This window comes from Avibacterium volantium (assembly GCF_049366555.1).
Lineage (GTDB): Bacteria > Pseudomonadota > Gammaproteobacteria > Enterobacterales > Pasteurellaceae > Avibacterium > Avibacterium volantium_A.
The window spans coordinates 35,348-57,833 of sequence record NZ_JBMMGT010000009.1; the positions used below are offsets into that span (position 1 = coordinate 35,348).

The window sequence follows — 22,486 nt, forward strand, 5'->3', positions numbered from 1 at the left end:
CAATTTTATTTTTACATACACAAATGAGTAAAGTATCATTTGTGTCATTGCGTAAATCAAGGGGGATAAAATGAGCAGGATAAATTTTGATACATCTGAAGAAATGAAGCATAAAATCAAGGTTTATACTTCAATTCATCAAATTACGATAAAAGAATTCTTTGAACAAATGCTAAACGATTTTTTTGCCGCGGGTGAAGATCTCACCGCAGAAGAGCGAGAAATTATTGCACGTTCAACGGCATTTTTTGATAAACCTGAAAATCAGCATTTAACTCCCCCATTAACGCAAGATGAAGCCTTAAAAATTGGTGAGAAAGTGAGAAATGGCGAGAGTTTGGCAAAATTGTTAGATTATTGAAATGTTAGCGAATTTGCAGTTTCATAACCGATTTATTTCCTTTGTCTATTATCGTATTTTAAGCGAAGAAAGTAAGAAAGAACTGGAAAGGCAGCTAACAGATAATATCCGCAAAACTATTTTTCTGCGTAAACAGGCAAGGAAATTTTTTGTTAAACGAAAACCACAAAATGTAGTGATCTTTGTTTATGTGGAAAAAGGGAACTTTGTGATTAAGGCATTTCAGTTTGGTAAAACGGATTTGCTAACGGGAAACAAAAAAGCACACCTTACAACCATAGAAAAGATTTTATCTGAAAAAACCGATCTAGAAATTCGTCAGTATTATTAGCCAATCTAGGTAATAAAAAAGCCATTGCAACAGATTGAAATGGCTTTTTTCCAAACTAACTTTAATTTATTTCAACCCAGCTGCCGCTCTTAATTCTGCGGCGCGGTCGGTTTTTTCCCAAGGGAATTGTTCGCGGCCGAAGTGGCCGTAAGCGGCGGTTTGGCGATAAATTGGCTGGATTAAATCTAACATTTTGATTAATCCATAAGGGCGTAAATCAAAAAATTCGCGCACTAAATTCACCAATAATTCGTTGCTCACTTTGCCCGTGCCAAAGGTTTCCACCATAATTGAAGTCGGTTCTGCCACGCCGATAGCATAAGAAAGTTGGATTTCGCAACGATCTGCCAAGCCGGCGGCAACAATATTTTTCGCCACATAGCGAGCAGCATAGGCGGCTGAGCGATCCACTTTTGACGGATCTTTACCCGAGAACGCACCACCGCCGTGGCGTGCTGCACCGCCGTAGGTGTCCACAATAATTTTACGTCCTGTTAAGCCACAATCTCCCATTGGGCCGCCAATCACAAAACGTCCTGTTGGATTGATAAAATATTTGGTGTCTTTACCGAGCCATTCACTTGGCAGCACGGGCTTGATGATTTCTTCCATCACGCCCTCATAAATCTCTTGCTGGCTTACGCTGTCGGCGTGCTGAGTGGAAAGCACCACCGCATCAATGCCCACAATTTTGTCGTTTTCATATTTTAGCGTTACTTGGCTTTTCGCATCAGGACGCAACCAAGGCAATGTGCCGTCTTTACGCACTTGCGCTTGGCGTTCCATTAAGCGGTGTGCATAGGTAATCGCCGCAGGCATTAACACTTCGGTTTCATTGGTGGCATAACCAAACATAATGCCTTGGTCGCCCGCCCCTTGATCTAACGGACTTTCACGATCCACGCCTTGATTAATATCGGAAGATTGTTTGCCAATGGCGTTTAACACCGCACAAGAATGGCCATCAAAGCCCATATCAGAGTGCTTGTAACCAATATCACAAATTACTTGGCGGGTAAGATTTTCAATGTCCACCCAAGCTGAAGTGGTGATTTCGCCACCCACAAGTGCCATACCTGTTTTTACATAGGTTTCACAGGCAACGCGAGCTTTTGGATCTTGTTTTAGAATTTCGTCTAACACCGCGTCAGAAATCTGATCGGCAATTTTATCTGGGTGCCCTTCTGACACAGATTCAGAAGTAAATAAATAAGATGACATAGCTTTCCTTAAATTTTCAATTAAATTTGTTTAGATGTTTTTGCGTCTAGACGGCTATAATACGCTTTTTCGTTTATAAAGCAAGCATTAATTCATTTACACACTTGCTTCTACGAAAGAAAAAATGAGCAAAATTTACACCGCTCTTTTACGCATCATTCGCCACAACAAGAGATTCACACCACGCAATAACACTAGCAAAAAGCACAATAAATACAATGGCATATCACCTAATTGCGCATAAGGCGTTTTGCCTACGGTTGGTGCAATACGCTGGGTTAAGGTGGTTTCCACGAACTGTGGTGCTTGGGCGATCAGCTGACCTTTGGCATCAATAAAGGCGGTGATTCCTGTGTTAGTAGCGCGAATTTCAGGCTTGCCTAATTCTAACGCACGCATTCTGGCCATTTGCAAATGTTGCCAAGGGCCGATGCTATTGCCGAACCACGCATCATTGGAAATGGTTAGTAAAAAATCCGTTTCTGCGTGCAGATTTTTCTGCACTTGCGCACCGAAAATAATTTCATAACAAATTGCAGGGGTAAATTTACGCTGTTTGGCTAAAAATGGTTGCTGAATTTCTTCCCCTGATTGGAACGCTGACATCGGTAAATTAAACACAGAGCCTAGTGGACGCAGCAAACTTTCCAACGGTACATATTCACCAAATGGCACAAGATGATGTTTGTTATAGCGGTTGCTGGTTTGCTCGCTATAAGGTAAATCAGGATCACCTAAGTTTATGATGGAATTGAATAATTTCCCTTTTTGCCAGTCTTGATAAATTGTACCAATCATCACTTCTGTTCCCGCTTCTTGTGCGGCTTGTTGCAAAGAAAGCAAAAACGGTTGGATATGATTTTCTAAAGTCGGCAATGCAGCTTCTGGCAAAATAATCAAATCAGTTTTGCCTAAGTGCTGGGCAATAAGACGGCTGTAAATGCCTAATGTGGTATTAAGATATTCAGGATCCCACTTCAAATTTTGTTCAATATTTCCTTGCACAAGGGTGATGGTTAAGGCTTTTTCTGGCTTTTCTTGCGTATAATTGGCGGACGATGACCAGATCGCTAAACTGCTTACGATTAAACACAACGCCGATTGTGAAGTGATCACCAACCATTTTTTATCTTTTTGTAATAAGTGAGAAATCAGCGAAAAAAGCACCGCACTTACCCACATTACAAAGAAAGTTAGCCCTTGCACACCAAAGATAGGCGCAAGCCCCGAAAATGGGCTGTCGATTTGTGTGTAGCCAAATTGCAACCACGGAAAGCCTGTAAATAACCAACCACGTAAAAATTCAGTGAATGTCCAAAGCACGGGATAAAGTGCCAAATTATTCACTTTAAAGCGTTGAATTAAATAGGCAAATAACGTTGGAAACAGGGCAAGATAAGCCGCTAGCAACACCACCAAAATATAGCTGAGCCACAAAGGTGAACCACCAAATTGGTGAATACTAATGTGTAGCCAATTCACCCCAAAAGTAAAAAAGCTCAATCCCCATAAAAATGCGCCACAAAGTGCGGTGCTTTTTTTCGCTGTTTTTGCCACCCATAATAATCCCAATAGGGAAACATAGGCCGCGCCCCAAAAATCAAAAGGAGAAAAGGCAAAAACGCCTAATCCCCCTGACAATAAAGCAATGAGATAAATTAATGCTGATTTCATTGAGTGTTATCGTTATTTTCTTCGTGAGTTTCCATTTCTTCCAAACATTCATCAGGCACAGTAACGCGCAACTGAATAATGCGGCGACTGTCTGCGGAAGTAACTTTGAAGTGCAGGTTTTCAAGGGTGATTTCTTCGCCCCGCTTCGGCAAATGACCAAAGGCTTGCATTACCACACCGCCCACGGTATCCACTTCTTCATCAGCAAAATGGGTGTGGAATTGCTGGTTGAAGTCTTCAATATCCGTTAATGCGCGCACGGCATAAGTATGACGCGAAAGCTGACGAATATCTGCCACATCTTCTTCATCAAATTCATCTTCAATGTCGCCAACGATTTGCTCCAAAATATCTTCAATAGTGACCAAGCCCGACACCGCACCAAATTCGTCTACCACAATCGCCATATGAAAGCGTTCAGAACGGAAATCTTTTAACATTCTGTCCACCCGCTTACTTTCTGGCACGATCACCACAGGGCGAAGCAAGGAAAGTAAATCAAATTCTTCTGCATTAGAACGTAAAAATTTGAGCAATTCTTTGGCGTGTAAAATCCCTGCGATGTTGTCTTTTTCGTCCGTGATCACAGGAAAACGTGAGTGAGCGCTTTCAATAATGGTTTCCAAGCAAGAATCCAGATCCTGATCTGTTTCAATAAACACTATTTGCGAGCGCGGGATCATAATATCACGCACGCGTAATTCAGCGATTTCCATTACCCCTTCGATCATCTCACGGGTATCTTGATCGATTAATTCATTCTGTTCGGAATCACGGATCACCTCCACCAATTCCTCACGATTTTTCAGCTCACCTTGGAAAAATCGCCCAAATAGGGATTGCAAAAAGCTCTTTTTATTTACTGTTTCTAAGCCAGTATTTTGGCTATCATCGGCCATTTTGTTATCTCTTATCTTCTTGGTTTATGAAAAAATAGTCGGGCTATCATATCAAAACTTAACCACTGAGCAAGGGGCAGGGAAGATTTTCTTATATTGAAAGAAAAAATTCCGTCAAAAAGCACCGCACTTTGTTTTATTTCGATTTTGTAGCTGGCATCGTGCGATACAGCTTTTGCTTATAAGCATAGCTACCCCACAGGGCGTAAGCTAAGGCTTCTTTTTTAATTGCTTCGGGAATCTCCGCTGGAATAAGCTTTCCTGCTTGCGTATCATAACGGAAGCCTTGTACAGGTTGATTTTGCTGTAAAATCGCGACATCGTCCCCTTTGCGATAAGCCATTGTGCGGTCAAATTGCATTAATGCACGGTTTGGATCTTGTGGCTGGGTTAAATCATAACCGAGCATTGGATAATTGCCACTTGCTCCGATCAACGAAAGCAAGGTAGTCGGCATATCAATTTGGCTCACTAAACGATTATCACGGCGTGGTGCAATCCCTTCCCCTAAAATCAGAGCTGGAATATGGAAATGCTTGATTGGCACTAAGGTGCTACCATTCACGCGCGAATCGTGATCGGCAATCACTAAAAACACGGTATCTTGCCAGTAATTGGATTTTTTCGCTAATTGGAAAAAATACCCCAAGGCATAATCGGCGTATTTCGCAGCATTGTTACGAGTTTGCTTAGGCTGTTCATAAAGTTCAATTTTGCCATCAGGAAACTCAAACGGATCGTGATTGCTAGAAGTAAACACTAGACTAAAGAATGGTTTTCCACTTGTTTGCCATTGGCTAAATTGTTCATTGGCTTTGGCGAAAAGATCCTCATCGCTCACACCCCAAGTGGCGGTAAAGCGTGGATTTTTATAATCTTTTTCATCAATAATGGTTTCAAAACCATTGCCATAGAAAAAACTCGCCATATTGTCGAAGTGCTTTTCTCCGCCATAGATAAACGAAGTTTGATAGCCTTGTTGCTTTAAAAAATCAGCAATGGTGAAGAAATTATTTTGCGAACCCGATAATTTCACTACCGAACGGGCTGGAGTTGGAGGAAAACCTGCCGTTATAGCTTCAATACCGCGTACAGAACGTGTACCTGTGGCATAAAGATTCTCAAACAGCCAGCCTTCTTTTGCCAACTCATCAAAATAAGGGGAAAGCGGCTTGCCACCTAGGGTTTGGACAAATTGCGCGCCAAGGCTTTCTTCCAAAATAATCACTAAATTTTTTGGCTTGCCTTGATAGCTCGCCACATTTTTCGTCATTGTTGGCAAGCTGTCAGAAATATAATCGCTTTCGGGGCGGTTTCTCACTTGTTTCAACGTAGCGACTACTTCGTCTAGCGGCATTTTGCCGTAAATTTCGGAAGAGCGATCTTCGTCTTTCATTTGCTGAATGGCAAACATTACGGAATAGCTGGAATTTAATACCAAAGAATTCACTAAGGGATCGGAAGAAAATGCCACCATTGCTGGGTTAATACCGCGATGCTGAAAACTTGATCTCGCGCCAATAAAGGTAAGTGCGCCGACAAGTAAGAACACCACGGGCCGCCAATACCATTTTGGATAAAGCACATTTTTCCATAAATTAGCGGACAGTCGCCAGAAGCCATAAGCAAAAAGTGCGGTCAAAATTGGGGTTAAAATTAACGCCAGAAAATGGCCGTTTGCGAGCATAGTAAACACTTCTTTCGGATTGACTAAATATTCCACAAACAAACGGTTTGGGCGGAAATCATAGGTTTCGATAAAAGCAGGTGTGGCAATTTCCATAAAAATAATAAACACACTACTTAACACGAGCCATACGCGCACAAAGCCATTTACCAGCCGTCCAACTGATCCATTACCGGCCAGAAAGCAAGTGAGCAAAATGGGCAAAGCGAATAACCAACATAGGCTTGCTATATCAATCCTGATGCCTTGTAAGAATAGTGGAAACCAGCCATCAACGGCTGAAATGCGATCAGCCTGCCAAATGCCAAGTAACAATCGGCTAATAGATAAAATAATGAGATTAATACAGAAAAAAATAAAAATAGGGGAAAATGCACCAAGTCGTTTTTTAAGGCAGTTCATAATATTCCTAAAAAAGAAAAAGTTTGTGCTTGTTAGAGCAATAAGAATGATAAAAGTTCTTGTAATTTCTTGCTTTGTTTATTTAAAACAAAAAAATAAATTCAAACGCACAAAAGCATTAATGTTTTCTTCACTCAATCTTCCAAACACAGAAATACTTTCCCTTTCATATAGCATAGCAACGCATATTCAGGTACAATCGCCCAGTTAAATTTTGTCAAATTTTAGAGTTTAGTTTATTTATAAAATATGAAGAACATTCGTAACTTTTCAATCATTGCGCATATTGACCACGGGAAATCAACCCTTTCCGATCGTTTAATTCAAACCTGTGGTGGGCTGTCTGACCGTGAAATGGCGGAACAGGTTTTGGATTCAATGGATTTAGAGCGTGAGCGTGGGATCACCATTAAAGCGCAAAGCGTAACGCTCAATTATAAAGCGAAAGACGGTGAAACCTATCAGCTGAATTTTATCGACACCCCAGGACACGTGGATTTTTCTTATGAAGTTTCACGTTCCCTTGCTGCTTGTGAGGGCGCGTTGCTTGTGGTAGATGCAGGGCAGGGGGTTGAAGCGCAAACCTTGGCAAACTGTTATACCGCCATTGAAATGGATTTAGAAGTCGTTCCGATTCTGAATAAAATTGATTTACCTGCTGCTGAACCTGAGCGTGTTGCGGAAGAAATTGAGGACATTGTCGGCATTGATGCCATTGACGCAGTGCGTTGCTCTGCTAAAACGGGCGTGGGCATTGAAGATGTGCTAGAAGAAATTGTGAAAAAAATCCCCGCACCTGAGGGCGATCCTGATGCTCCATTGCAAGCCTTGATTATTGACTCTTGGTTCGATAACTATCTTGGCGTGGTTTCTCTCGTGCGTATTAAAAACGGTACGCTACGCAAAGGCGATAAAATCAAAGTGATGTCCACTGGGCAATCTTACAACGTGGATCGCTTAGGGATTTTCACCCCGAAACAAGTGGATACCCAAGTGTTAAACTGCGGCGAAGTGGGCTGGGTGGTATGTGCCATTAAAGATATTTTAGGCGCACCAGTAGGGGATACCTTAACCCTACATAATAATCCTGCAAGCACCGCGTTACCAGGTTTTAAGAAAGTAAAACCACAGGTTTATGCAGGTTTATTCCCAATTAGTTCTGACGATTATGAAGCTTTCCGCGATGCGCTAGGTAAATTAAGCTTAAACGATGCGTCTTTATTCTATGAGCCAGAAAATTCCACCGCACTTGGTTTTGGTTTCCGTTGCGGCTTCTTAGGCTTATTGCATATGGAGATTATTCAAGAGCGTTTAGAACGTGAATATAATCTTGATTTAATCACCACCGCGCCAACCGTAGTCTATGAAGTGTTGCAAACTAACGGTGAAGTGATCTATGTAGATAGCCCATCAAAATTGCCACCGCTGAATAATATTAGCGAAATTCGTGAGCCGATTGCAGAATGTAATATGCTGTTGCCGCAAACTTATTTGGGTAACGTGATCACCCTGTGCGTTGAAAAACGTGGTGTGCAGACCAATATGGTATATCACGGCAACCAAGTCGCGCTGACTTATGAAATTCCAATGGGGGAAGTGGTACTCGATTTCTTCGATCGTTTGAAATCCACTTCGCGCGGTTATGCTTCATTGGATTACGGTTTTAAACGTTTCCAAGCGGCAGATATGGTTCGCGTAGATATTATGATTAACGGTGAGCGGGTTGATGCCCTTGCTTTGATTGTACACAAAGATAACGCCCCATATCGCGGACGTGAATTGGTGGAAAAAATGCGTGAGCTGATTCCACGTCAGCAATTTGATATTGCGATCCAAGCGGCCATTGGTAACCATATTATCGCACGTTCAACGGTGAAACAGTTACGCAAAAACGTATTGGCGAAATGTTACGGTGGGGATGTGAGCCGTAAGAAAAAACTGTTACAGAAACAAAAAGAGGGTAAAAAACGAATGAAATCTTTAGGTAACGTTGAAGTGCCACAAGAAGCGTTTTTAGCCATCTTACACGTTGGCAAAGACAAATAAGGAAAGCTTATGTCAAAATCAAACATATTTTTTATTCTATTAATTGCCGCAGGTTATGGAATATGGAAATGGTTGGAGCATTTAGGCTTGCCAAATACCTTCACCATTTTATTGATTTTATTAACCGCACTTTGTGGCGCGCTTTGGGCTTATTATCGTTTTGCACTGCAGCCTAGACGTGAGCGCCAAATTCAGCGTGTTGAACAGCGTAGCGGAAAATCGTTAAGCGAAGAAGAAAAAGCCAAAATTGAACCCATTTCAGAGAGCGGTGAGTTTTTAGCTTCACTTTTTCCTGTGCTTGCTTTTGTTTTGATTTTGCGTTCTTTCTTATTTGAGCCATTCCAGATTCCGTCTGGCTCAATGGAACCGACCTTGCGTGTGGGCGATTTCTTACTGGTAGAAAAATATGCTTACGGCATTAAAGATCCCGTTTTCCAAAACACCTTAATTGAAACAGGCAAACCGCAACGTGGCGATATTATCGTCTTTAAAGCCCCGCCTGAGCCAAATGTGGATTACATTAAACGCATTATCGGCATTCCGGGGGATCGCATTGAATATAACGAAGCGGATCGCCACATTACGATTACTTATGGCAAAGACGGCAAAGAATGTACGGAAAATTGCGTAACTAAAGCGTTTACTTATAGCGAACCGCAACCTGATGCGGATTTCAACATTATCATCGGGCAAGATCGCCAAGGTAAGCCGGTATATAGCAATGTTCACCCGTTAAAAGTAACTGAAACAGGCGATGTAACCCACCAAATTCATTGGGATCCACAACCACCGAATGCCACTTACTTGTATCAAGGTTATCGCAACCAGCAAAATTACATCACCGAATGGGTTGTGCCTGAAGGGGAATATTTTGTTATGGGGGATAACCGTAATCACAGCGCAGACAGCCGTTTTTGGGGCTTTGTGCCAGAGAAAAATATTGTCGGCAAAGCGAAATATATTTGGCTCAGCCTTGATAAAAAACAAGGCGAATGGCCAACCGGTCTGCGCTTTGAAAGAATGTTTAGCAAAATTGAATAAAATCGAATAATCAGAATAATGACAAAAAACTTAGAACGCTTACAGCGTAAAATTGGCTATCAATTCCAAGATATTAATTGGCTTAAGCAAGCACTGACCCATCGAAGTGCGGCGAAAAATCACAATGAACGCTTGGAATTTTTAGGCGATGCGATTTTAAACTACACCATTGCAGATGCCTTGTATCAGCAATTTCCAAAATGCAACGAGGGGGAGCTCAGCCGTATGCGAGCCACCCTTGTGCGCGAACCCACCCTTGCCCAACTGGCGCGAGAATTTGAGCTAGGCGAATATATGCTGCTTGGGCCGGGCGAATTAAAGAGCGGTGGCTTTCGCCGCGAATCTATTTTAGCTGATTGCGTGGAAGCCATTATTGGGGCAATTTCGCTTGATCAAGATCTGCCAACGAGTACGCAAATTACGCGTAACTGGTATCAAGATCTGTTGAAAAATATCAAACCGGGGGAAAATCAAAAAGACCCGAAAACTCGCTTGCAGGAATATTTGCAAGCGTCCCATTTCCCTTTGCCGAGCTACAAGGTAATTGATATTAAAGGGGAAGCGCATAACCAGACCTTTACCGTAGAATGTCGTGTGGAAAAAATCAAAAAAATTGACCGCACTTTTATTGGCGTAGGTTCAAGCCGCCGTAAAGCGGAACAAGCCGCCGCAGAACAAATTTTAAAAATATTGGATATAAAATGACACAAACGACAGAACATCACCAAGAACAGCCAACCTACTGTGGATTTATTGCCATTGTAGGTCGTCCAAATGTAGGTAAATCGACCTTATTAAACAAAATCTTAGGGCAAAAAATTTCCATTACATCAAGAAAAGCACAAACGACTCGCCACCGCATTTTGGGCATTCAAACAGACGGCCCTTATCAAGCCATTTATGTGGACACCCCAGGGCTGCATATTGAAGAAAAACGCGCCATTAACCGCTTAATGAACCGCGCAGCAAGCAGTGCCATTGGTGATGTGGATTTAATTATTTTCGTGGTGGACGGCACGCATTGGAATGCCGATGATGAGATGGTGCTAAATAAACTGCGCCGTGCTAAAGCGCCTGTGGTGTTGGCGATAAACAAAATCGACAATATCAAAGATAAAGAGGATTTGCTGCCATTTATTACCGAAATCAGCCAAAAATTTGATTTTAAAGCCATTATTCCTATTTCGGCACAACGTGGCAACAACGTGCAAGAATTGGAAAAAATTGTGCGTGAATCCTTGCGCGAGGGCGTACATCATTTCCCTGAAGATTACGTTACCGACCGTTCACAACGCTTTATGGCATCTGAAATAATTCGTGAAAAATTAATGCGTTTTATGGGCGAAGAGCTGCCTTATTCCGTAACTGTTGAAATCGAACAATTCAAAACGAATGAACGTGGCACTTATGAAATCAACGCGCTAATTCTGGTTGAACGCGATGGCCAGAAAAAAATGGTTATCGGCAATAAAGGGCAAAAAATTAAAGTCATCGGTACAGAAGCTCGTGCGGATATGGAACGCCTCTTTGATAACAAAGTCCATTTAGAACTTTGGGTGAAAGTGAAATCAGGCTGGGCAGATGACGAACGTGCCTTGCGCAGCTTGGGGTATATGGAAGAATAAACTCAAAACGATTAAACTTGTACTCGGTTTTATACTCCTTTCCTTTTCAACATTTAATTACATTTTATATAAAAATAAAGGGGGAAACTTTCCCCCCTTATTATTTCATAATAACTACCATTAGTTTTAAGAACGCTCCACTTCCAATCTTTCAAACACCAACACTCTATTTTCTAGTTTGCGTAGTAATAATGTGGCGATGCCTGTAATGGCAAGGTAGATGACACCTGCGATGCCGTAAATGGTGAGAGCGTCATATTCTGTGCCGTAAAGCTGTCTTGCATAGCCCATAATATCTAAAATGGTAATGGTTGAAGCAAGCGATGTGCCTTTAAATACCAAAATAATTTCATTGCTGTAAGACGGTAAGGCACGTTTTAAAGCATAAGGAATTAAGATTTTCAGCGTTTGCCAACGGCTTAATCCAAGCGCTGCACAACTTTCCCATTGTCCTTTTGAGATCGCTTTCACTGCGCCGTAAAATAATTGTGTGGAATAAGCCGCACTGTTTAGCGCAAGGGTGAGCATTGCGCAAAACCACGCATTAGACAATAACGCCCACGCGGGGCTTTCTACGATCCATTGGAATTGTCCTGGGCCGTAATAAATTAAGAAAAATTGCACTAATAGTGGCGTGCCAGTGAATAAAGTTAGGAAAATATTCACCGCACTTTTTAGCAGTTTATTTTCCATCGCAAGAATAAAGGTTAAAGCAATGGCCAAAATAAACGCAAAAAAGAGCGCCGAAACCGTAAGCAATAGACTTGTTGGAATCCCCTGTGCGATGGTGATGAAATAATCGTGAATCATTATTCCACTCCTCTTTCAAAGCGGGTAAAACGCCATTCGAGCTTACGAATTAGCGCTTGGCTGATAAGCGTAATCACTAAATACATCAATGCGGCGAAGCCATACCAAGTGAAAGGTTCGTGGGTTCTGGTGTTAATTAATTCTGCTTGACGCATTAAATCGTGTACCCCAATCAATGAAACGAGGGCGGTATCTTTTAATAGCACTAACCATTGATTGCTCAAGCCCGGTAAGGCGTGTCGCCAAACTTGCGGCATAATGATATGCAAAAAGGTGTAGCTACGGCTTAAACCAAGAGCCGCACCTGATTCCCATTGACCAAGCGGAATAGCTTGAATTGCGCCGCGTAAAGATTGCGAAGCATAGGCGGCAAAAATAATGGATAACGCCAACACCCCACAAAAGAATGGGCTAAGCTCCAAATATTTTCCGGTGATTAATTCCAATACTTCAGGAATGCCGAAATAAATTAAGAAAACCACCAAAATTTCAGGCAAGCCACGCAAAAGGGTGATGACAACGGCGCTCGGTTTACGCACACATTGCCATTTGCTCATTTCTAGGCTAACAAAAATGAGCGATAAAATGAGTCCTAATAATAAGGAACACACCGCTAACCTTAAGGTCATTAGGGTTGCGGTGTACATTAAAGGAAGATAATCCACAAACATAGCGATTATTTAGTCATCCATTTGTCGTAAATTTTTTGATATTCGCCGTTTGCTTTAATGGCTTCGATACCTTTGTTTAGGCTTTCAACTAAAGCAGTGTTAGATTTATTTACCGCGATACCTAAACCGTTGTTGAAGTAACGTTTATCCGTAACACGCTCGCCCACGAAAGTTAATTCAGGGTTTTTCTCGAACATATCACGCAATACGTCAGTATCACCGAAGATCAAATCAATACGCCCATTTTTTAAGTCAAGAATGGCATCTTGCAGGCTTGCGTAAGATTTTGCCGTGTATTGTTTGGCTTCTGCGTTAGCATATTGTTGGTAAGTTGTCCCATTTTGCACGCCCACGGTTTTCGCCGTAGCTAAATCTGCTTTGCCTTTTACTGCGATGAAACTTGCTGAGCTTTCGTAGTAAGGTTGGCTGAATGCCACTTGTTTTGCGCGCGCTTCGGTAATATCAATAGCAGAAATTGCGGCATCAAACCCACGGCCTTTAATTAAGCTTGGAATTAACGCGTCAAAAGCTTGGCTTTTGAAATGACAAGTGGCTTCGATTTCTTTACAAATTGCGTTGGCAATATCCACATCAAAACCAACGATTTCACCTTTTTCATTGGTTAATTCAAATGGCGGATAGCTTGGTTCCATTGCAAAAGTAATATCTTGTGCTTGCGCCATTGCCGCTGAACTTGCTAAAAGGGTTGCTAAAAGTAATTTTTTCATTGTGTAATTCCTTAATGTGAATGAGATAAATATTGTTTAAATTGTTCCGTTTTAGGCTGAGCAAAACAGCTTGCATCGCCCATTTCAATAATATGGCCTTTTTCCATATATACCACTTTAGTAGCCACTTTCTGTGCCACAGAAACCTCGTGGGTAACAATCACTTGGGTAATGCCTGTTTCTTGTAATTCCTGAATAATGGACACCACTTGTGCCGTAATTTCAGGATCGAGCGCGGCGGTTGGTTCATCAAATAATAAAACTTGCGGTTTCATCATTAATGCTCTCGCAATCGCCACACGCTGCTGCTGTCCACCAGAAAGATGCAATGGAAAGCGATCAGCAAATTCTTCTAAACGTAAACGGGCAAGCAATTCAAGGGCTTGTTTTTTCGCCGTTTCTTTATCTAGTCCAAGCACCTTTACGGGCGCTTCGATTAAATTTTCAATAACCGTTAAATGCGGCCATAGATTGTATTGCTGGAATACCATTCCCACATCTTGGCGTAATTGACGCATTTGTTTTGGATTTGCCGTTGCCGCAGAAAGATCAAATTTATTGTTGGCAATCACCAATTCACCAGACTTTGGCACTTCTAATAAGTTTAAGGTGCGAATTAGCGTACTTTTTCCTGCACCACTTGGCCCTAATAAAACCACGGTATCGCCATCTTCCGCCGTTAAGTTAATGTCAAACAGGGCTTGCGATGAACCGTAGAAAAAATTGAGATTTTTTACACTAATGGTCATTTTTGTTGTTAGCTCTAAATTTAAAGTTGAAATAATATTAATGTTTTTTGCATAACTATGCAAATAAAAAGTCAAAAAATTTTCACCGCACTTTTGTATGGGCGCTTTTGAGATAAAATCCCTTAATTTTGTCCCGCACTTTCATCGGAAGGCCAAGAATGCACAACGGCTTTAACTAAGGTTGCAAGCGGGATCGCAAAGAATACGCCCCAGAAGCCCCATAATCCACCGAAAATCAGCACGGCGACAATAATGGTCAGCGGATTAAGGTTTACCGCTTCAGAGAATAAAAATGGCACAAGCAAGTTTCCGTCTAAAATTTGACTTATCACATATGCGGCGATTAATGACCAGAAAGTCGGTGTAATGCCGAATTGCGACATTGCCACTAACGCCACGGGAATGCTGACTAACACCGCCCCCACATAAGGCACTAGCACGGATAGCCCCACGGCAACGGCGAGCAACAAGGCATAGCGCAGATCGAAAAAGAGGAAGATTGCATAAGTAATCACCCCAACCACCAAAATTTCAATAATTTTGCCGCGAATATAATTGGCGATTTGTTTTTGCATTTCTTGCCATACTTTATCAGCCAGTTTGCGGTTGCGTGGCAGAAATCCGCTGATGTAAGTGAGTAATTCTTGTTTATCTTTCAATAAGAAAAATACCATTAATGGCACAAGGAAAGCGTAAATACCTAGGCTTACAAGGCTGATAATGGACGAAATTGAAAGTTTGAGCGCTGATTCACCAAAGCCTAAAATTTTGCTTTTCACGCTGGTGAAGAAGCTGTCGATCATTTGGTAATCCACCACTTCAGGGTAATGCTCGGGCAAGGAAAGTAGCCAATCATTGAGCGAATTAAACATATGTGGCAATTCGCTAAACAAGTTAATAGTTTGATTAACCAGTGTCGGAATGAGTACCAGCGCGATAATCAGCACAATACTAATAAAGCCGCCAAGCACTAAAATGGTGGCTAGTAAGCGGGGGAATTTGAGTTTTTCATTTAACACGCGGATTGGCATTTCCAGCAAATAAGCCAGTACGATGGCCACCAATAACGGCGCAAGTAAATCACTGAAAAAATAAATGGCGATAAAGCCAAACAGCAAAATGGCGAGTAATGCCATTGCCTGCGGATCACTAAATCGGCGCTTATACCAATTTTTCAACATTTCTAACATAAAAGCTCCTTTCGGCGAGAATTTGTGCTGATTATAAGGTAAAATGAGACTGATTTAATATAAGGAATTTTCTATGACTGTTAAAATTTATCACAACCCACGTTGTTCCAAAAGCCGCGAAACCCTTGCCTTATTGCAACAGCAGGGGATTGAGCCAGAGATCGAGCTTTATTTAGAAAAGCAATATTCCGTTGAGTTCTTACAACAGCTTGCGCAAAAGTTACAGCTTAACAGCGTGCGAGAAATGATGAGAACTAAGGACGATTTATACCGCACTTTGCAGCTTGATAATCCTGATCTCACCGAAGAACAGTTGCTCAAAGCTATTTCACAGCATTCTGCTTTGCTTGAGCGTCCTATTGTGGTGAACGGCGAAAAAGCCAAAATTGGCCGTCCGCCAGAAAGTGTTTTAGCAATTTTATAATTTCTTCGCTATAATAACGCCCGCTCCGCCATAATCATTGAGCGGGCATTATTTTTACCCATTTTATTTATTGAGAGGCAATGATGAAAAAGAAAAAATCTTTTGCGCCCGTTGCTGACGTGCAAGGTTGCACCACCTATCAGCATAATAAAGGGACAATCCGAGATAACGCCATTCAGGCATTATTATCTGACAAATTATTTCGCCAACGCATTGAAAAGAAACGAAAAGGCAAAGGCAGTTATCAGCGAAAAGCGAAACATCAAGGGAAATATTTTGAAAAGCCCGATTATCAAGTTTTTGGCAACAGAGATTTTATAATCGGGTTTTTCTTAACAAAAATAGCAAATAGAGGAAGTCATTATGTCAATCAGAACAGAATGTTTATTTAGCAACGAATGGAACGTACGAATTAGCGATCCCGGTGAGGAAGGCGCGCACAGTCATTTTTTTGAGAAAATTTATATCACGCTTGATGCCCATATTGACGGGGAAAAGATCACCTATGAATTCACCCGCAAAGTGGAAGATCAAGTAAAAATCAACCGCACTTTTACTGATTTAACCGAATTATTCAAATTTTTAGGCGAATATCTTGATCCTGTGGCATTAGGATTTTTAGGCGTAAAAATTGGGAATTTAGGGGTGAAAGCTTAATCTGATTGATAACTAAAAAAAGAGCGATTTTTCAACCGCTCTTTTTTTATTTACTGTTAAGCACTATTTGCTTTTACGCATAATACATTTCAAATTCCACTGGGTGTGGCGTCATATTTAAGCGTTCCACTTCTTTACGCTTAATCGCAATAAAGGCATCAACGAAATCTTTGCTGAACACGCCGCCTTGGGTTAAGAATTCATAATCTTTTTCCAATGCGTTTAATGCTTCTTCCAATGATCCTGCTACGGCTGGAATTTCTTTTAATTCCTCTGGCGGTAAATCATACAGGTTTTTATCCATTGCATCGCCTGGGTGAATTTTGTTTACAATGCCATCTAAGCCAGCCATTAATAATGCCGAGAAAGCTAAATATGGGTTTGCCATTGGATCAGGGAAACGCGCTTCAATACGAATCGCTTTCGGGCTAGTTACCGCTGGAATACGGATTGACGCAGAGCGGTTGCTTGCTGAGTAAGCTAATAATACAGGCGCTTCAAAACCTGGTACTAAGCGTTTGTATGAGTTAGTTGAAGGGTTAGTAAAGGCATTCAAGGCTTTAGCGTGTTTGATGATCCCGCCAATGTAGTAAAGTGCGGTTTCAGAAAGCCCTGCGTATTTATCCCCTTGGAAAATATTTTTGCCGTCTTTGCTTAAGGACATATTACAGTGCATTCCTGAGCCGTTATCGCCAATGATTGGCTTTGGCATAAAGCAGGCGGTTTTACCGTGTTCTGCCGCCACATTTTGCACTACATATTTATAAATTTGCGTTTCGTCCGCTTTTAAAGTGAGCGAGTTAAATTTGGTGGCAATTTCATTTTGTCCTGCGGTGGCCACTTCGTGGTGGTGCGCTTCAATCACCAAGCCCATTTCTTCTAGCAATAAGCACATTTCTGAACGAATATCGTGCGCGGTATCATTTGGTGCAACCGCACAGTAACCGCCTTTGGTAAGTGGACGATAACCATTGTTGCCGCCTTCATAAATTTTGTTGGTATTCCACGCGCCTTCAATATCATCGACCACATAAGAATTGCCATTCATTGCCGAGCCAAAACGAACATCATCAAATAAGAAAAACTCAGGTTCTGGGCCGAAAAACACATCGTCTGCAATGCCTGTTGAGCGCATATAATTTTCTGCTCGGATCGCAATAGAACGCGGATCGCGATCATAGCTTTGCATTGTGGTTGGTTCATAAATACTGCAACGAAGGGATAAGGTTGGGATTTGTGCGAAAGGATCTACTACGGCGGTTTCAGCGATTGGCATTAACAACATATCTGCTTTATTAATGGCTTTCCAGCCTTCCACCGATGAACCGTCAAACATTTTACCGTCTTCAAATAAATCTTCATCAATTAGGTTAACAGGTAAGGATACGCCGTGCTCTTTTCCTTTAATATCGGTAAAGCGAAGAAGAACAAACTTAATGTCATTTTCTTCGATTAATTTAAACACATTGGCAACGGCCGCTTCATTTGACATAGTGATAATCCTCATAAATATGATTGCTAGAGTTGAGATGCTGTGTGCTTAATGCACGCTGGCTAAAATATCACATCACCTGCAAAATTCAAGGGGCGAACGTGATTTTAATTTCACTCAAGTGCGGTAAAAAAATCAGGAATTTTTACACCGCACTTTGTGAAATTCTCTCCAAAAAAGATAGAAATCCACTTATTTCCAATTATTCATAGCTCAACGTGGCAAAACGTTGTATAATCTGCAACCTTTTCGTGCAATCTTGCTAACAACATTGCACATTATTCAAACATCATTATTGATAACAAAAGACTTTTCAAATGACAGATACCATTGATATTAACAAATTGCGTAACATCGCAATTATTGCTCACGTTGACCACGGAAAAACCACGCTTGTTGATAAATTATTACAGCAGTCAGGCACGCTTGAAGCAAGCCGTGCAGACGCGGACGAACGCGTGATGGATTCCAATGATCTTGAGAAAGAACGTGGCATTACCATTCTTGCAAAAAATACCGCAATTAACTGGAATGATTACCGTATAAATATTGTAGATACCCCAGGACACGCCGATTTTGGTGGTGAAGTAGAACGCGTGCTTTCTATGGTGGATAGCGTATTGTTAGTGGTGGACGCCTTTGACGGCCCAATGCCACAAACCCGTTTCGTAACGCAAAAAGCCTTCGCCCACGGCTTAAAACCTATCGTGGTAATTAACAAAGTGGACAGACCAGGCGCACGCCCTGATTGGGTAGTGGATCAAGTGTTCGATTTATTCGTGAATCTTGGCGCAACAGACGAACAGCTCGACTTCCCTATTATTTACGCTTCTGCGTTAAATGGTGTGGCAGGCTTAGAACACGAAGATATGGCACAAGATATGACGCCATTATTTGAAGCCATTGTACAACACGTTGAGCCTCCAAAAGTGGAACTTGATGCGCCATTCCAAATGCAAATTTCTCAACTTGATTACAGCAACTATGTAGGCGTAATCGGGATTGGTCGTATCAAACGTGGTACAGTAAAACCAAACCAAGCGGTAACTATTATTGATAGCGAAGGCAAAACACGCAACGGCAAAATCGGCCAAGTGTTAGGCCATTTAGGTTTACAACGCTATGAAGAAGATCTTGCACAAGCGGGTGATATTGTGGCAATCACCGGTTTAGGCGAACTCAATATTTCTGACACCATTTGTGATGTAAACAATGTAGAAGCCTTACCGGCCTTAAGTGTTGATGAACCAACGGTAACCATGTTCTTCTGCGTAAATACGTCCCCACTCTGTGGTAAAGAAGGGAAATTTGTTACCTCACGCCAAATTTTAGAGCGCTTAAACAAAGAACTCGTGCATAACGTGGCATTACGCGTGGAAGAAACCCAAAACCCAGATGAATTCCGCGTTTCAGGACGTGGTGAATTACACCTTTCTGTATTAATCGAAAATATGCGCCGTGAAGGCTATGAGCTTGCGGTATCACGCCCGAAAGTTATCTTTAAAGAAGAAGACGGTCGCAAACAAGAGCCATTCGAGCAAGTAACCATTGATATTGAAGAACAACATCAAGGTGCGGTAATGGAAGCCTTGGGTATCCGCAAAGGTGAAGTGAAAGATATGATTCCAGACGGCAAAGGACGCACCCGTTTAGAATATATTATCCCAAGCCGTGGTTTAATCGGTTTCCGTAATGAATTTATGACAATGACGTCAGGAACAGGCTTACTCTACTCCACATTCAGCCATTATGACGATGTAAAACCAGGCGAAATTGGTCAGCGCAAAAACGGCGTGTTGATTTCTAACGGTACGGGCAAAGCCCTCGCTTATGCGCTATGGGGCTTACAAGAACGTGGTAAGCTGATGATCGATCACGGTGTGGAAGTGTATGAAGGACAAATCATCGGTATTCACAGCCGTTCAAACGATTTGACGGTAAACTGCTTACAAGGGAAAAAACTCACCAATATGCGTGCTTCAGGAAAAGACGATGCTATCGCGCTAACCACGCCTGTGCGCTTCTCTCTTGAGCAAGCCATTGAATTTATTGATGATGACGAATTAGTAGAAGTTACCCCAACATCAGTGCGTATTCGTAAGAAATTACTCACTGAAATGGAACGCAAACGTGCTAGCCGTACAACAACTAGCACAAGCACGCATTAATTCTGATTATTACTAATAAAAAGTGCGGTGGTTTTTTGTTAAATTTTTAGCAAATTTCCACCGCACTTTTCTTATTACAAACTCTGCTATTCTTCCCCATTTTTTCTAAAGCAATCTTTACTAAACCTCAAACTCAGGTTAAACAAAAAAGCCGAACGGAAATCCATTCGGCTTGTTATCATCGATCACTCGCGATTAAGCAAGATCGTCAATCACTACATACACTTTGGTTGTCGGGCCGTGTACACCGACCACTTTAACTAGCTCAATATCCGCAGTGGAACTTGGGCCTGAGATGATGTTTACGCAAGATGGCATTCTTTCCCCTAACACGGCTTTGTCGTGCAGAATTTTGGCAAGTTGTGCCACACGCGGTAAAACAAGGCTTTTACGCACCACAACAATGGATTTTTCTGGCAATAAGCTCACTGAACGGCCTTTGTCTTTGCCCGAAAATAGCACAACACCGCCTGATTCAGCCAAGCCATATTCTGCATAGTTAATGCCGATATTAGCTTGTTCTGCGTGTTTTAAGTTTTCATCGCCATTTTGTGGTAACCAAATATCCGCATCATAATTGGCTTGTACATCTTGTGTAATGCCAAGTTGCTCTAAGTGTTCATCGCCAGTAAGGATAATTGGCCCTCCGCCATATTTTTCACAGGCAGAAAGCACCGCACTTTTGGCTTCTGCTTCATTGGTTTCAATCACATCAACCATCATCGCTTTTGCCGATTCGATAAAGGTTTGGCATAAGGCTTGCGGATCAAGATCGGTTAAACGCGTTGTGGCGTAATCATTTAGCGGCGCAGGCATTGGCTCTGGCACAAGCTGGCGTGGACGCCCCATTCGTTCCGCAAGTTTGTTTAGGAAGTTTTCTCTATTTTGTGCGTCCATTATTTTGCCTCTCTTTTGTTAAACCATTCACGGAAACTTTCGCCATCAGCACTTGGCAGATCGCGCGCTTTTGTCCATTCGGCCAATGCGCCAAATTCAAGCGGCGCTTTACCATTTTTGATGAATTTGCTTGCCACTTTCGCGCCCACATTCACACCCACTTTCCATAAGGTTGGGTGAGAGTTGGCAAAGTTGAAACCAAAGATAGATAAACGCTCTGCGGTTGGCGTCATACCACTTTGGGCAATATGCTCACGGTGTTTTAAGATGAGCTGTGCCAATGGAATTTTCACTGGGCAAACGGAGTTACAGGCAGTACATAACGAGCAGGCATACGGTAACTCTTTGAAGTCTTCATAACCGCCTAATAATGGTGAAATTACCGATCCGATTGGGCCGGGATAAATTGAGCCATAACCGTGTCCACCAATTTGACGATAGGCTGGGCAAGTATTTAAGCACGCGCCACAACGGATACAACGTAATACTTCTTTAAATTCGCTTTCAAGAATTTTAGAACGTCCATTATCCACGATAACCAAATGGAATTCTTCAGGGCCGTCCGTTTCACCCGCAAGACGTGGGCCAGTGAGCCAAGTGTTATAACCGGTTAATTTTGCCCCTACGGCACTTCTGGCAAGCATTGTGATTAACACGTCCACTTCTTCAAAAGTGGGTGCAATACGCTCCATTCCCATTACTGCAATGTGCGTTTTTGGCACGGTGGTAGCAAGACGTAAGTTTCCCTCGTTGGTAACCAAGCAAAGGCTACCTGTTTCAGGCACGGCAAAGTTACACCCACTCACGCCGATGTCTGCTTCTAAGAAATCTTGACGAATTTTTTCACGAATGAACAAGGTCATTGCTTCTGGCGTTTCTGGGCCGTCATAGCCTAATTTCTCGTGTAAATCTTTACGAATTTGATGGCGATCTTTGTGAATGGCTGGCACCACGATATGAGAAGGGCGATCCCCGGCAATTTGTAGGATATATTCCCCTAAATCCGTTTCAATCACCTTGATACCTTCGGCTTCCAGCACTTCGTTCATACCAATTTCTTCGGTTACCATTGATTTGGATTTCACGATTTTTTTGGCATTTTTCTCAAGAGCAACTTGGCGAATATAATTGGTGGCATCTTCTGCGGTTTCGGCAAAATACACTTTTCCGCCATTTTCTGTCACATTTTCGCTTAATTGATATAAATAGGCATCAAGATTAGCTAAAACGTGGTTACGAATATGCTTCGCCTCATCACGCCATTCTTCCCAATGACCAAGTTCGTCCACCATTTTTTGGCGATTTGTGCCGATGCGTTCTTGCGCCATTACAATGGCTTTACGCATAATGTCGTTGTGAATTTCATTATCCACACGTTTTTTAAATGCAAGATTGCTGGTTTTTAATGACATC

The 22,486-nt window shown here is 42.0% G+C and carries 22 protein-coding genes; 10 read left to right on the top strand and 12 right to left on the bottom strand.

What is annotated here, in order from left to right; translation table 11 throughout:
* Positions 1-70 precede the first annotated feature (70 nt).
* Together ACLS0A_RS04195 and ACLS0A_RS04200 are read left to right on the top strand one after the other, a co-directional pair.
* A complete protein-coding gene (locus tag ACLS0A_RS04195) occupies positions 71-361 on the top strand; it encodes a hypothetical protein (RefSeq protein WP_416082527.1) in 291 nt (96 codons plus the stop codon).
* A gap of 1 nt (position 362) precedes the next feature.
* Positions 363-692 carry a hypothetical protein gene (locus ACLS0A_RS04200; RefSeq protein ID WP_416082528.1) on the top strand — a complete coding sequence of 110 codons (330 nt, stop codon included), beginning with the start codon at positions 363-365 and terminating at the stop codon, positions 690-692.
* A 66-nt stretch (positions 693-758) separates the two neighbouring features.
* Here the strand turns inward: ACLS0A_RS04200 and metK are convergent, their stop codons facing one another.
* The 4 genes from metK to ACLS0A_RS04220 all read right to left on the bottom strand — a co-directional run bounded on the left by metK (position 759) and on the right by ACLS0A_RS04220 (position 6,575).
* Positions 759-1,913: a methionine adenosyltransferase gene (gene metK, locus ACLS0A_RS04205; RefSeq protein WP_416082529.1), complete on the bottom strand. Its 1,155-nt coding sequence runs from the start codon at positions 1,911-1,913 to the stop codon at positions 759-761.
* Between the two features lie 135 nt (positions 1,914-2,048).
* Positions 2,049-3,587, bottom strand: coding sequence for an apolipoprotein N-acyltransferase (gene lnt / locus ACLS0A_RS04210; RefSeq protein WP_416082530.1), 1,539 nt, complete (start codon positions 3,585-3,587; stop codon positions 2,049-2,051).
* Positions 3,584-4,486 (bottom strand): CNNM family magnesium/cobalt transport protein CorC, encoded by a 903-nt coding sequence (gene corC, locus ACLS0A_RS04215; RefSeq protein WP_416082531.1) that lies wholly within the window; start codon positions 4,484-4,486, stop codon positions 3,584-3,586. The genes lnt and corC overlap by 4 nt, the downstream gene beginning before the upstream one ends.
* Before the next feature lie 136 nt (positions 4,487-4,622).
* Positions 4,623-6,575: an LTA synthase family protein gene (locus tag ACLS0A_RS04220; RefSeq protein ID WP_416082532.1), complete on the bottom strand. Its 1,953-nt coding sequence runs from the start codon at positions 6,573-6,575 to the stop codon at positions 4,623-4,625.
* 249 nt (positions 6,576-6,824) lie between these two features.
* Between ACLS0A_RS04220 and lepA the strand changes: the two genes are divergently transcribed.
* Genes lepA through era form a run of 4 tightly spaced genes read left to right on the top strand, consistent with a single transcriptional unit; the run spans position 6,825 to position 11,287 of the window.
* Complete coding sequence (gene lepA / locus ACLS0A_RS04225) at positions 6,825-8,621, top strand: translation elongation factor 4 (RefSeq protein ID WP_194751252.1); 1,797 nt, start codon at positions 6,825-6,827, stop codon at positions 8,619-8,621.
* Positions 8,622-8,630: 9 nt separating this feature from the next.
* Positions 8,631-9,662, top strand: a complete 1,032-nt coding sequence (gene lepB / locus ACLS0A_RS04230) for a signal peptidase I (protein WP_103854021.1) — start codon at positions 8,631-8,633, stop codon at positions 9,660-9,662.
* An 18-nt stretch (positions 9,663-9,680) separates the two neighbouring features.
* Positions 9,681-10,367, top strand: a complete 687-nt coding sequence (gene rnc, locus ACLS0A_RS04235; protein ID WP_416082533.1) for a ribonuclease III — start codon at positions 9,681-9,683, stop codon at positions 10,365-10,367.
* Complete coding sequence (gene era / locus ACLS0A_RS04240) at positions 10,364-11,287, top strand: GTPase Era (RefSeq protein ID WP_103854019.1); 924 nt, start codon at positions 10,364-10,366, stop codon at positions 11,285-11,287. The genes rnc and era overlap by 4 nt, the downstream gene beginning before the upstream one ends.
* Positions 11,288-11,413: 126 nt before the next feature.
* On the opposite strand, the gene artM is transcribed toward era, so the two are convergent.
* The 5 genes from artM to ACLS0A_RS04265 all read right to left on the bottom strand — a co-directional run bounded on the left by artM (position 11,414) and on the right by ACLS0A_RS04265 (position 15,435).
* On the bottom strand, positions 11,414-12,097 hold the full coding sequence (artM, locus tag ACLS0A_RS04245; protein ID WP_103854706.1) for an arginine ABC transporter permease ArtM: 684 nt from the start codon (positions 12,095-12,097) through the stop codon (positions 11,414-11,416).
* Positions 12,097-12,768, bottom strand: coding sequence for an arginine ABC transporter permease ArtQ (gene artQ, locus ACLS0A_RS04250; RefSeq protein ID WP_416082534.1), 672 nt, complete (start codon positions 12,766-12,768; stop codon positions 12,097-12,099). Before artQ ends, artM begins: the two co-directional genes overlap by 1 nt.
* Positions 12,769-12,773: 5 nt before the next feature.
* Entirely contained in the window at positions 12,774-13,496 is a 723-nt protein-coding gene (locus tag ACLS0A_RS04255) for a lysine/arginine/ornithine ABC transporter substrate-binding protein (protein WP_103853430.1), read from the bottom strand.
* A gap of 11 nt (positions 13,497-13,507) precedes the next feature.
* On the bottom strand, positions 13,508-14,245 hold the full coding sequence (gene artP / locus ACLS0A_RS04260; RefSeq protein WP_416082535.1) for an arginine ABC transporter ATP-binding protein ArtP: 738 nt from the start codon (positions 14,243-14,245) through the stop codon (positions 13,508-13,510).
* 122 nt (positions 14,246-14,367) lie between these two features.
* Entirely contained in the window at positions 14,368-15,435 is a 1,068-nt protein-coding gene (locus ACLS0A_RS04265) for an AI-2E family transporter (RefSeq protein ID WP_103853435.1), read from the bottom strand.
* A gap of 73 nt (positions 15,436-15,508) precedes the next feature.
* Here ACLS0A_RS04265 and arsC point away from each other — a divergent pair, with 73 nt between their 5' ends.
* From arsC to ACLS0A_RS04280, 3 genes are all read left to right on the top strand, one after another.
* On the top strand, positions 15,509-15,859 hold the full coding sequence (arsC, locus tag ACLS0A_RS04270) for an arsenate reductase (glutaredoxin) (RefSeq protein WP_416082536.1): 351 nt from the start codon (positions 15,509-15,511) through the stop codon (positions 15,857-15,859).
* Between the two features lie 80 nt (positions 15,860-15,939).
* Positions 15,940-16,251: an alternative ribosome-rescue factor A gene (locus ACLS0A_RS04275; RefSeq protein ID WP_103853437.1), complete on the top strand. Its 312-nt coding sequence runs from the start codon at positions 15,940-15,942 to the stop codon at positions 16,249-16,251.
* Entirely contained in the window at positions 16,223-16,516 is a 294-nt protein-coding gene (locus ACLS0A_RS04280; RefSeq protein WP_103853438.1) for a DUF5377 domain-containing protein, read from the top strand. The genes ACLS0A_RS04275 and ACLS0A_RS04280 overlap by 29 nt, the downstream gene beginning before the upstream one ends.
* A gap of 73 nt (positions 16,517-16,589) precedes the next feature.
* Here the strand turns inward: ACLS0A_RS04280 and glnA are convergent, their stop codons facing one another.
* Entirely contained in the window at positions 16,590-18,008 is a 1,419-nt protein-coding gene (glnA, locus tag ACLS0A_RS04285; RefSeq protein ID WP_416082537.1) for a glutamate--ammonia ligase, read from the bottom strand.
* Between the two features lie 317 nt (positions 18,009-18,325).
* On the opposite strand from glnA, the gene typA reads away from it, so the two are divergent.
* Positions 18,326-20,176, top strand: coding sequence for a translational GTPase TypA (gene typA, locus ACLS0A_RS04290; protein WP_416082538.1), 1,851 nt, complete (start codon positions 18,326-18,328; stop codon positions 20,174-20,176).
* Between the two features lie 195 nt (positions 20,177-20,371).
* Here typA and ACLS0A_RS04295 read toward each other — a convergent pair whose 3' ends face one another.
* Together ACLS0A_RS04295 and ACLS0A_RS04300 are read right to left on the bottom strand one after the other, a co-directional pair.
* Complete coding sequence (locus ACLS0A_RS04295) at positions 20,372-21,073, bottom strand: LutC/YkgG family protein (RefSeq protein ID WP_423105263.1); 702 nt, start codon at positions 21,071-21,073, stop codon at positions 20,372-20,374.
* Positions 21,073-22,485, bottom strand: a complete 1,413-nt coding sequence (locus ACLS0A_RS04300) for a LutB/LldF family L-lactate oxidation iron-sulfur protein (protein WP_416082540.1) — start codon at positions 22,483-22,485, stop codon at positions 21,073-21,075. The genes ACLS0A_RS04295 and ACLS0A_RS04300 overlap by 1 nt, the downstream gene beginning before the upstream one ends.
* Position 22,486 lies beyond the last annotated feature (1 nt).

Bases quoted from the DNA above. Each gene is read 5' to 3' on its own strand.
- ACLS0A_RS04195 (WP_416082527.1), top strand. From the start codon at position 71: ATGAGCAGGATAAATTTTGATACATCTGAAGAAATGAAGCATAAAATC.
- ACLS0A_RS04200 (WP_416082528.1), top strand. From the start codon at position 363: ATGTTAGCGAATTTGCAGTTTCATAACCGATTTATTTCCTTTGTCTAT.
- metK (WP_416082529.1), bottom strand. From the start codon at position 1,913: ATGTCATCTTATTTATTTACTTCTGAATCTGTGTCAGAAGGGCACCCA.
- lnt (WP_416082530.1), bottom strand. From the start codon at position 3,587: ATGAAATCAGCATTAATTTATCTCATTGCTTTATTGTCAGGGGGATTA.
- corC (WP_416082531.1), bottom strand. From the start codon at position 4,486: ATGGCCGATGATAGCCAAAATACTGGCTTAGAAACAGTAAATAAAAAG.
- ACLS0A_RS04220 (WP_416082532.1), bottom strand. From the start codon at position 6,575: ATGAACTGCCTTAAAAAACGACTTGGTGCATTTTCCCCTATTTTTATT.
- lepA (WP_194751252.1), top strand. From the start codon at position 6,825: ATGAAGAACATTCGTAACTTTTCAATCATTGCGCATATTGACCACGGG.
- lepB (WP_103854021.1), top strand. From the start codon at position 8,631: ATGTCAAAATCAAACATATTTTTTATTCTATTAATTGCCGCAGGTTAT.
- rnc (WP_416082533.1), top strand. From the start codon at position 9,681: ATGACAAAAAACTTAGAACGCTTACAGCGTAAAATTGGCTATCAATTC.
- era (WP_103854019.1), top strand. From the start codon at position 10,364: ATGACACAAACGACAGAACATCACCAAGAACAGCCAACCTACTGTGGA.
- artM (WP_103854706.1), bottom strand. From the start codon at position 12,097: ATGATTCACGATTATTTCATCACCATCGCACAGGGGATTCCAACAAGT.
- artQ (WP_416082534.1), bottom strand. From the start codon at position 12,768: ATGTTTGTGGATTATCTTCCTTTAATGTACACCGCAACCCTAATGACC.
- ACLS0A_RS04255 (WP_103853430.1), bottom strand. From the start codon at position 13,496: ATGAAAAAATTACTTTTAGCAACCCTTTTAGCAAGTTCAGCGGCAATG.
- artP (WP_416082535.1), bottom strand. From the start codon at position 14,245: ATGACCATTAGTGTAAAAAATCTCAATTTTTTCTACGGTTCATCGCAA.
- ACLS0A_RS04265 (WP_103853435.1), bottom strand. From the start codon at position 15,435: ATGTTAGAAATGTTGAAAAATTGGTATAAGCGCCGATTTAGTGATCCG.
- arsC (WP_416082536.1), top strand. From the start codon at position 15,509: ATGACTGTTAAAATTTATCACAACCCACGTTGTTCCAAAAGCCGCGAA.
- ACLS0A_RS04275 (WP_103853437.1), top strand. From the start codon at position 15,940: ATGATGAAAAAGAAAAAATCTTTTGCGCCCGTTGCTGACGTGCAAGGT.
- ACLS0A_RS04280 (WP_103853438.1), top strand. From the start codon at position 16,223: ATGTCAATCAGAACAGAATGTTTATTTAGCAACGAATGGAACGTACGA.
- glnA (WP_416082537.1), bottom strand. From the start codon at position 18,008: ATGTCAAATGAAGCGGCCGTTGCCAATGTGTTTAAATTAATCGAAGAA.
- typA (WP_416082538.1), top strand. From the start codon at position 18,326: ATGACAGATACCATTGATATTAACAAATTGCGTAACATCGCAATTATT.
- ACLS0A_RS04295 (WP_423105263.1), bottom strand. From the start codon at position 21,073: ATGGACGCACAAAATAGAGAAAACTTCCTAAACAAACTTGCGGAACGA.
- ACLS0A_RS04300 (WP_416082540.1), bottom strand. From the start codon at position 22,485: ATGTCATTAAAAACCAGCAATCTTGCATTTAAAAAACGTGTGGATAAT.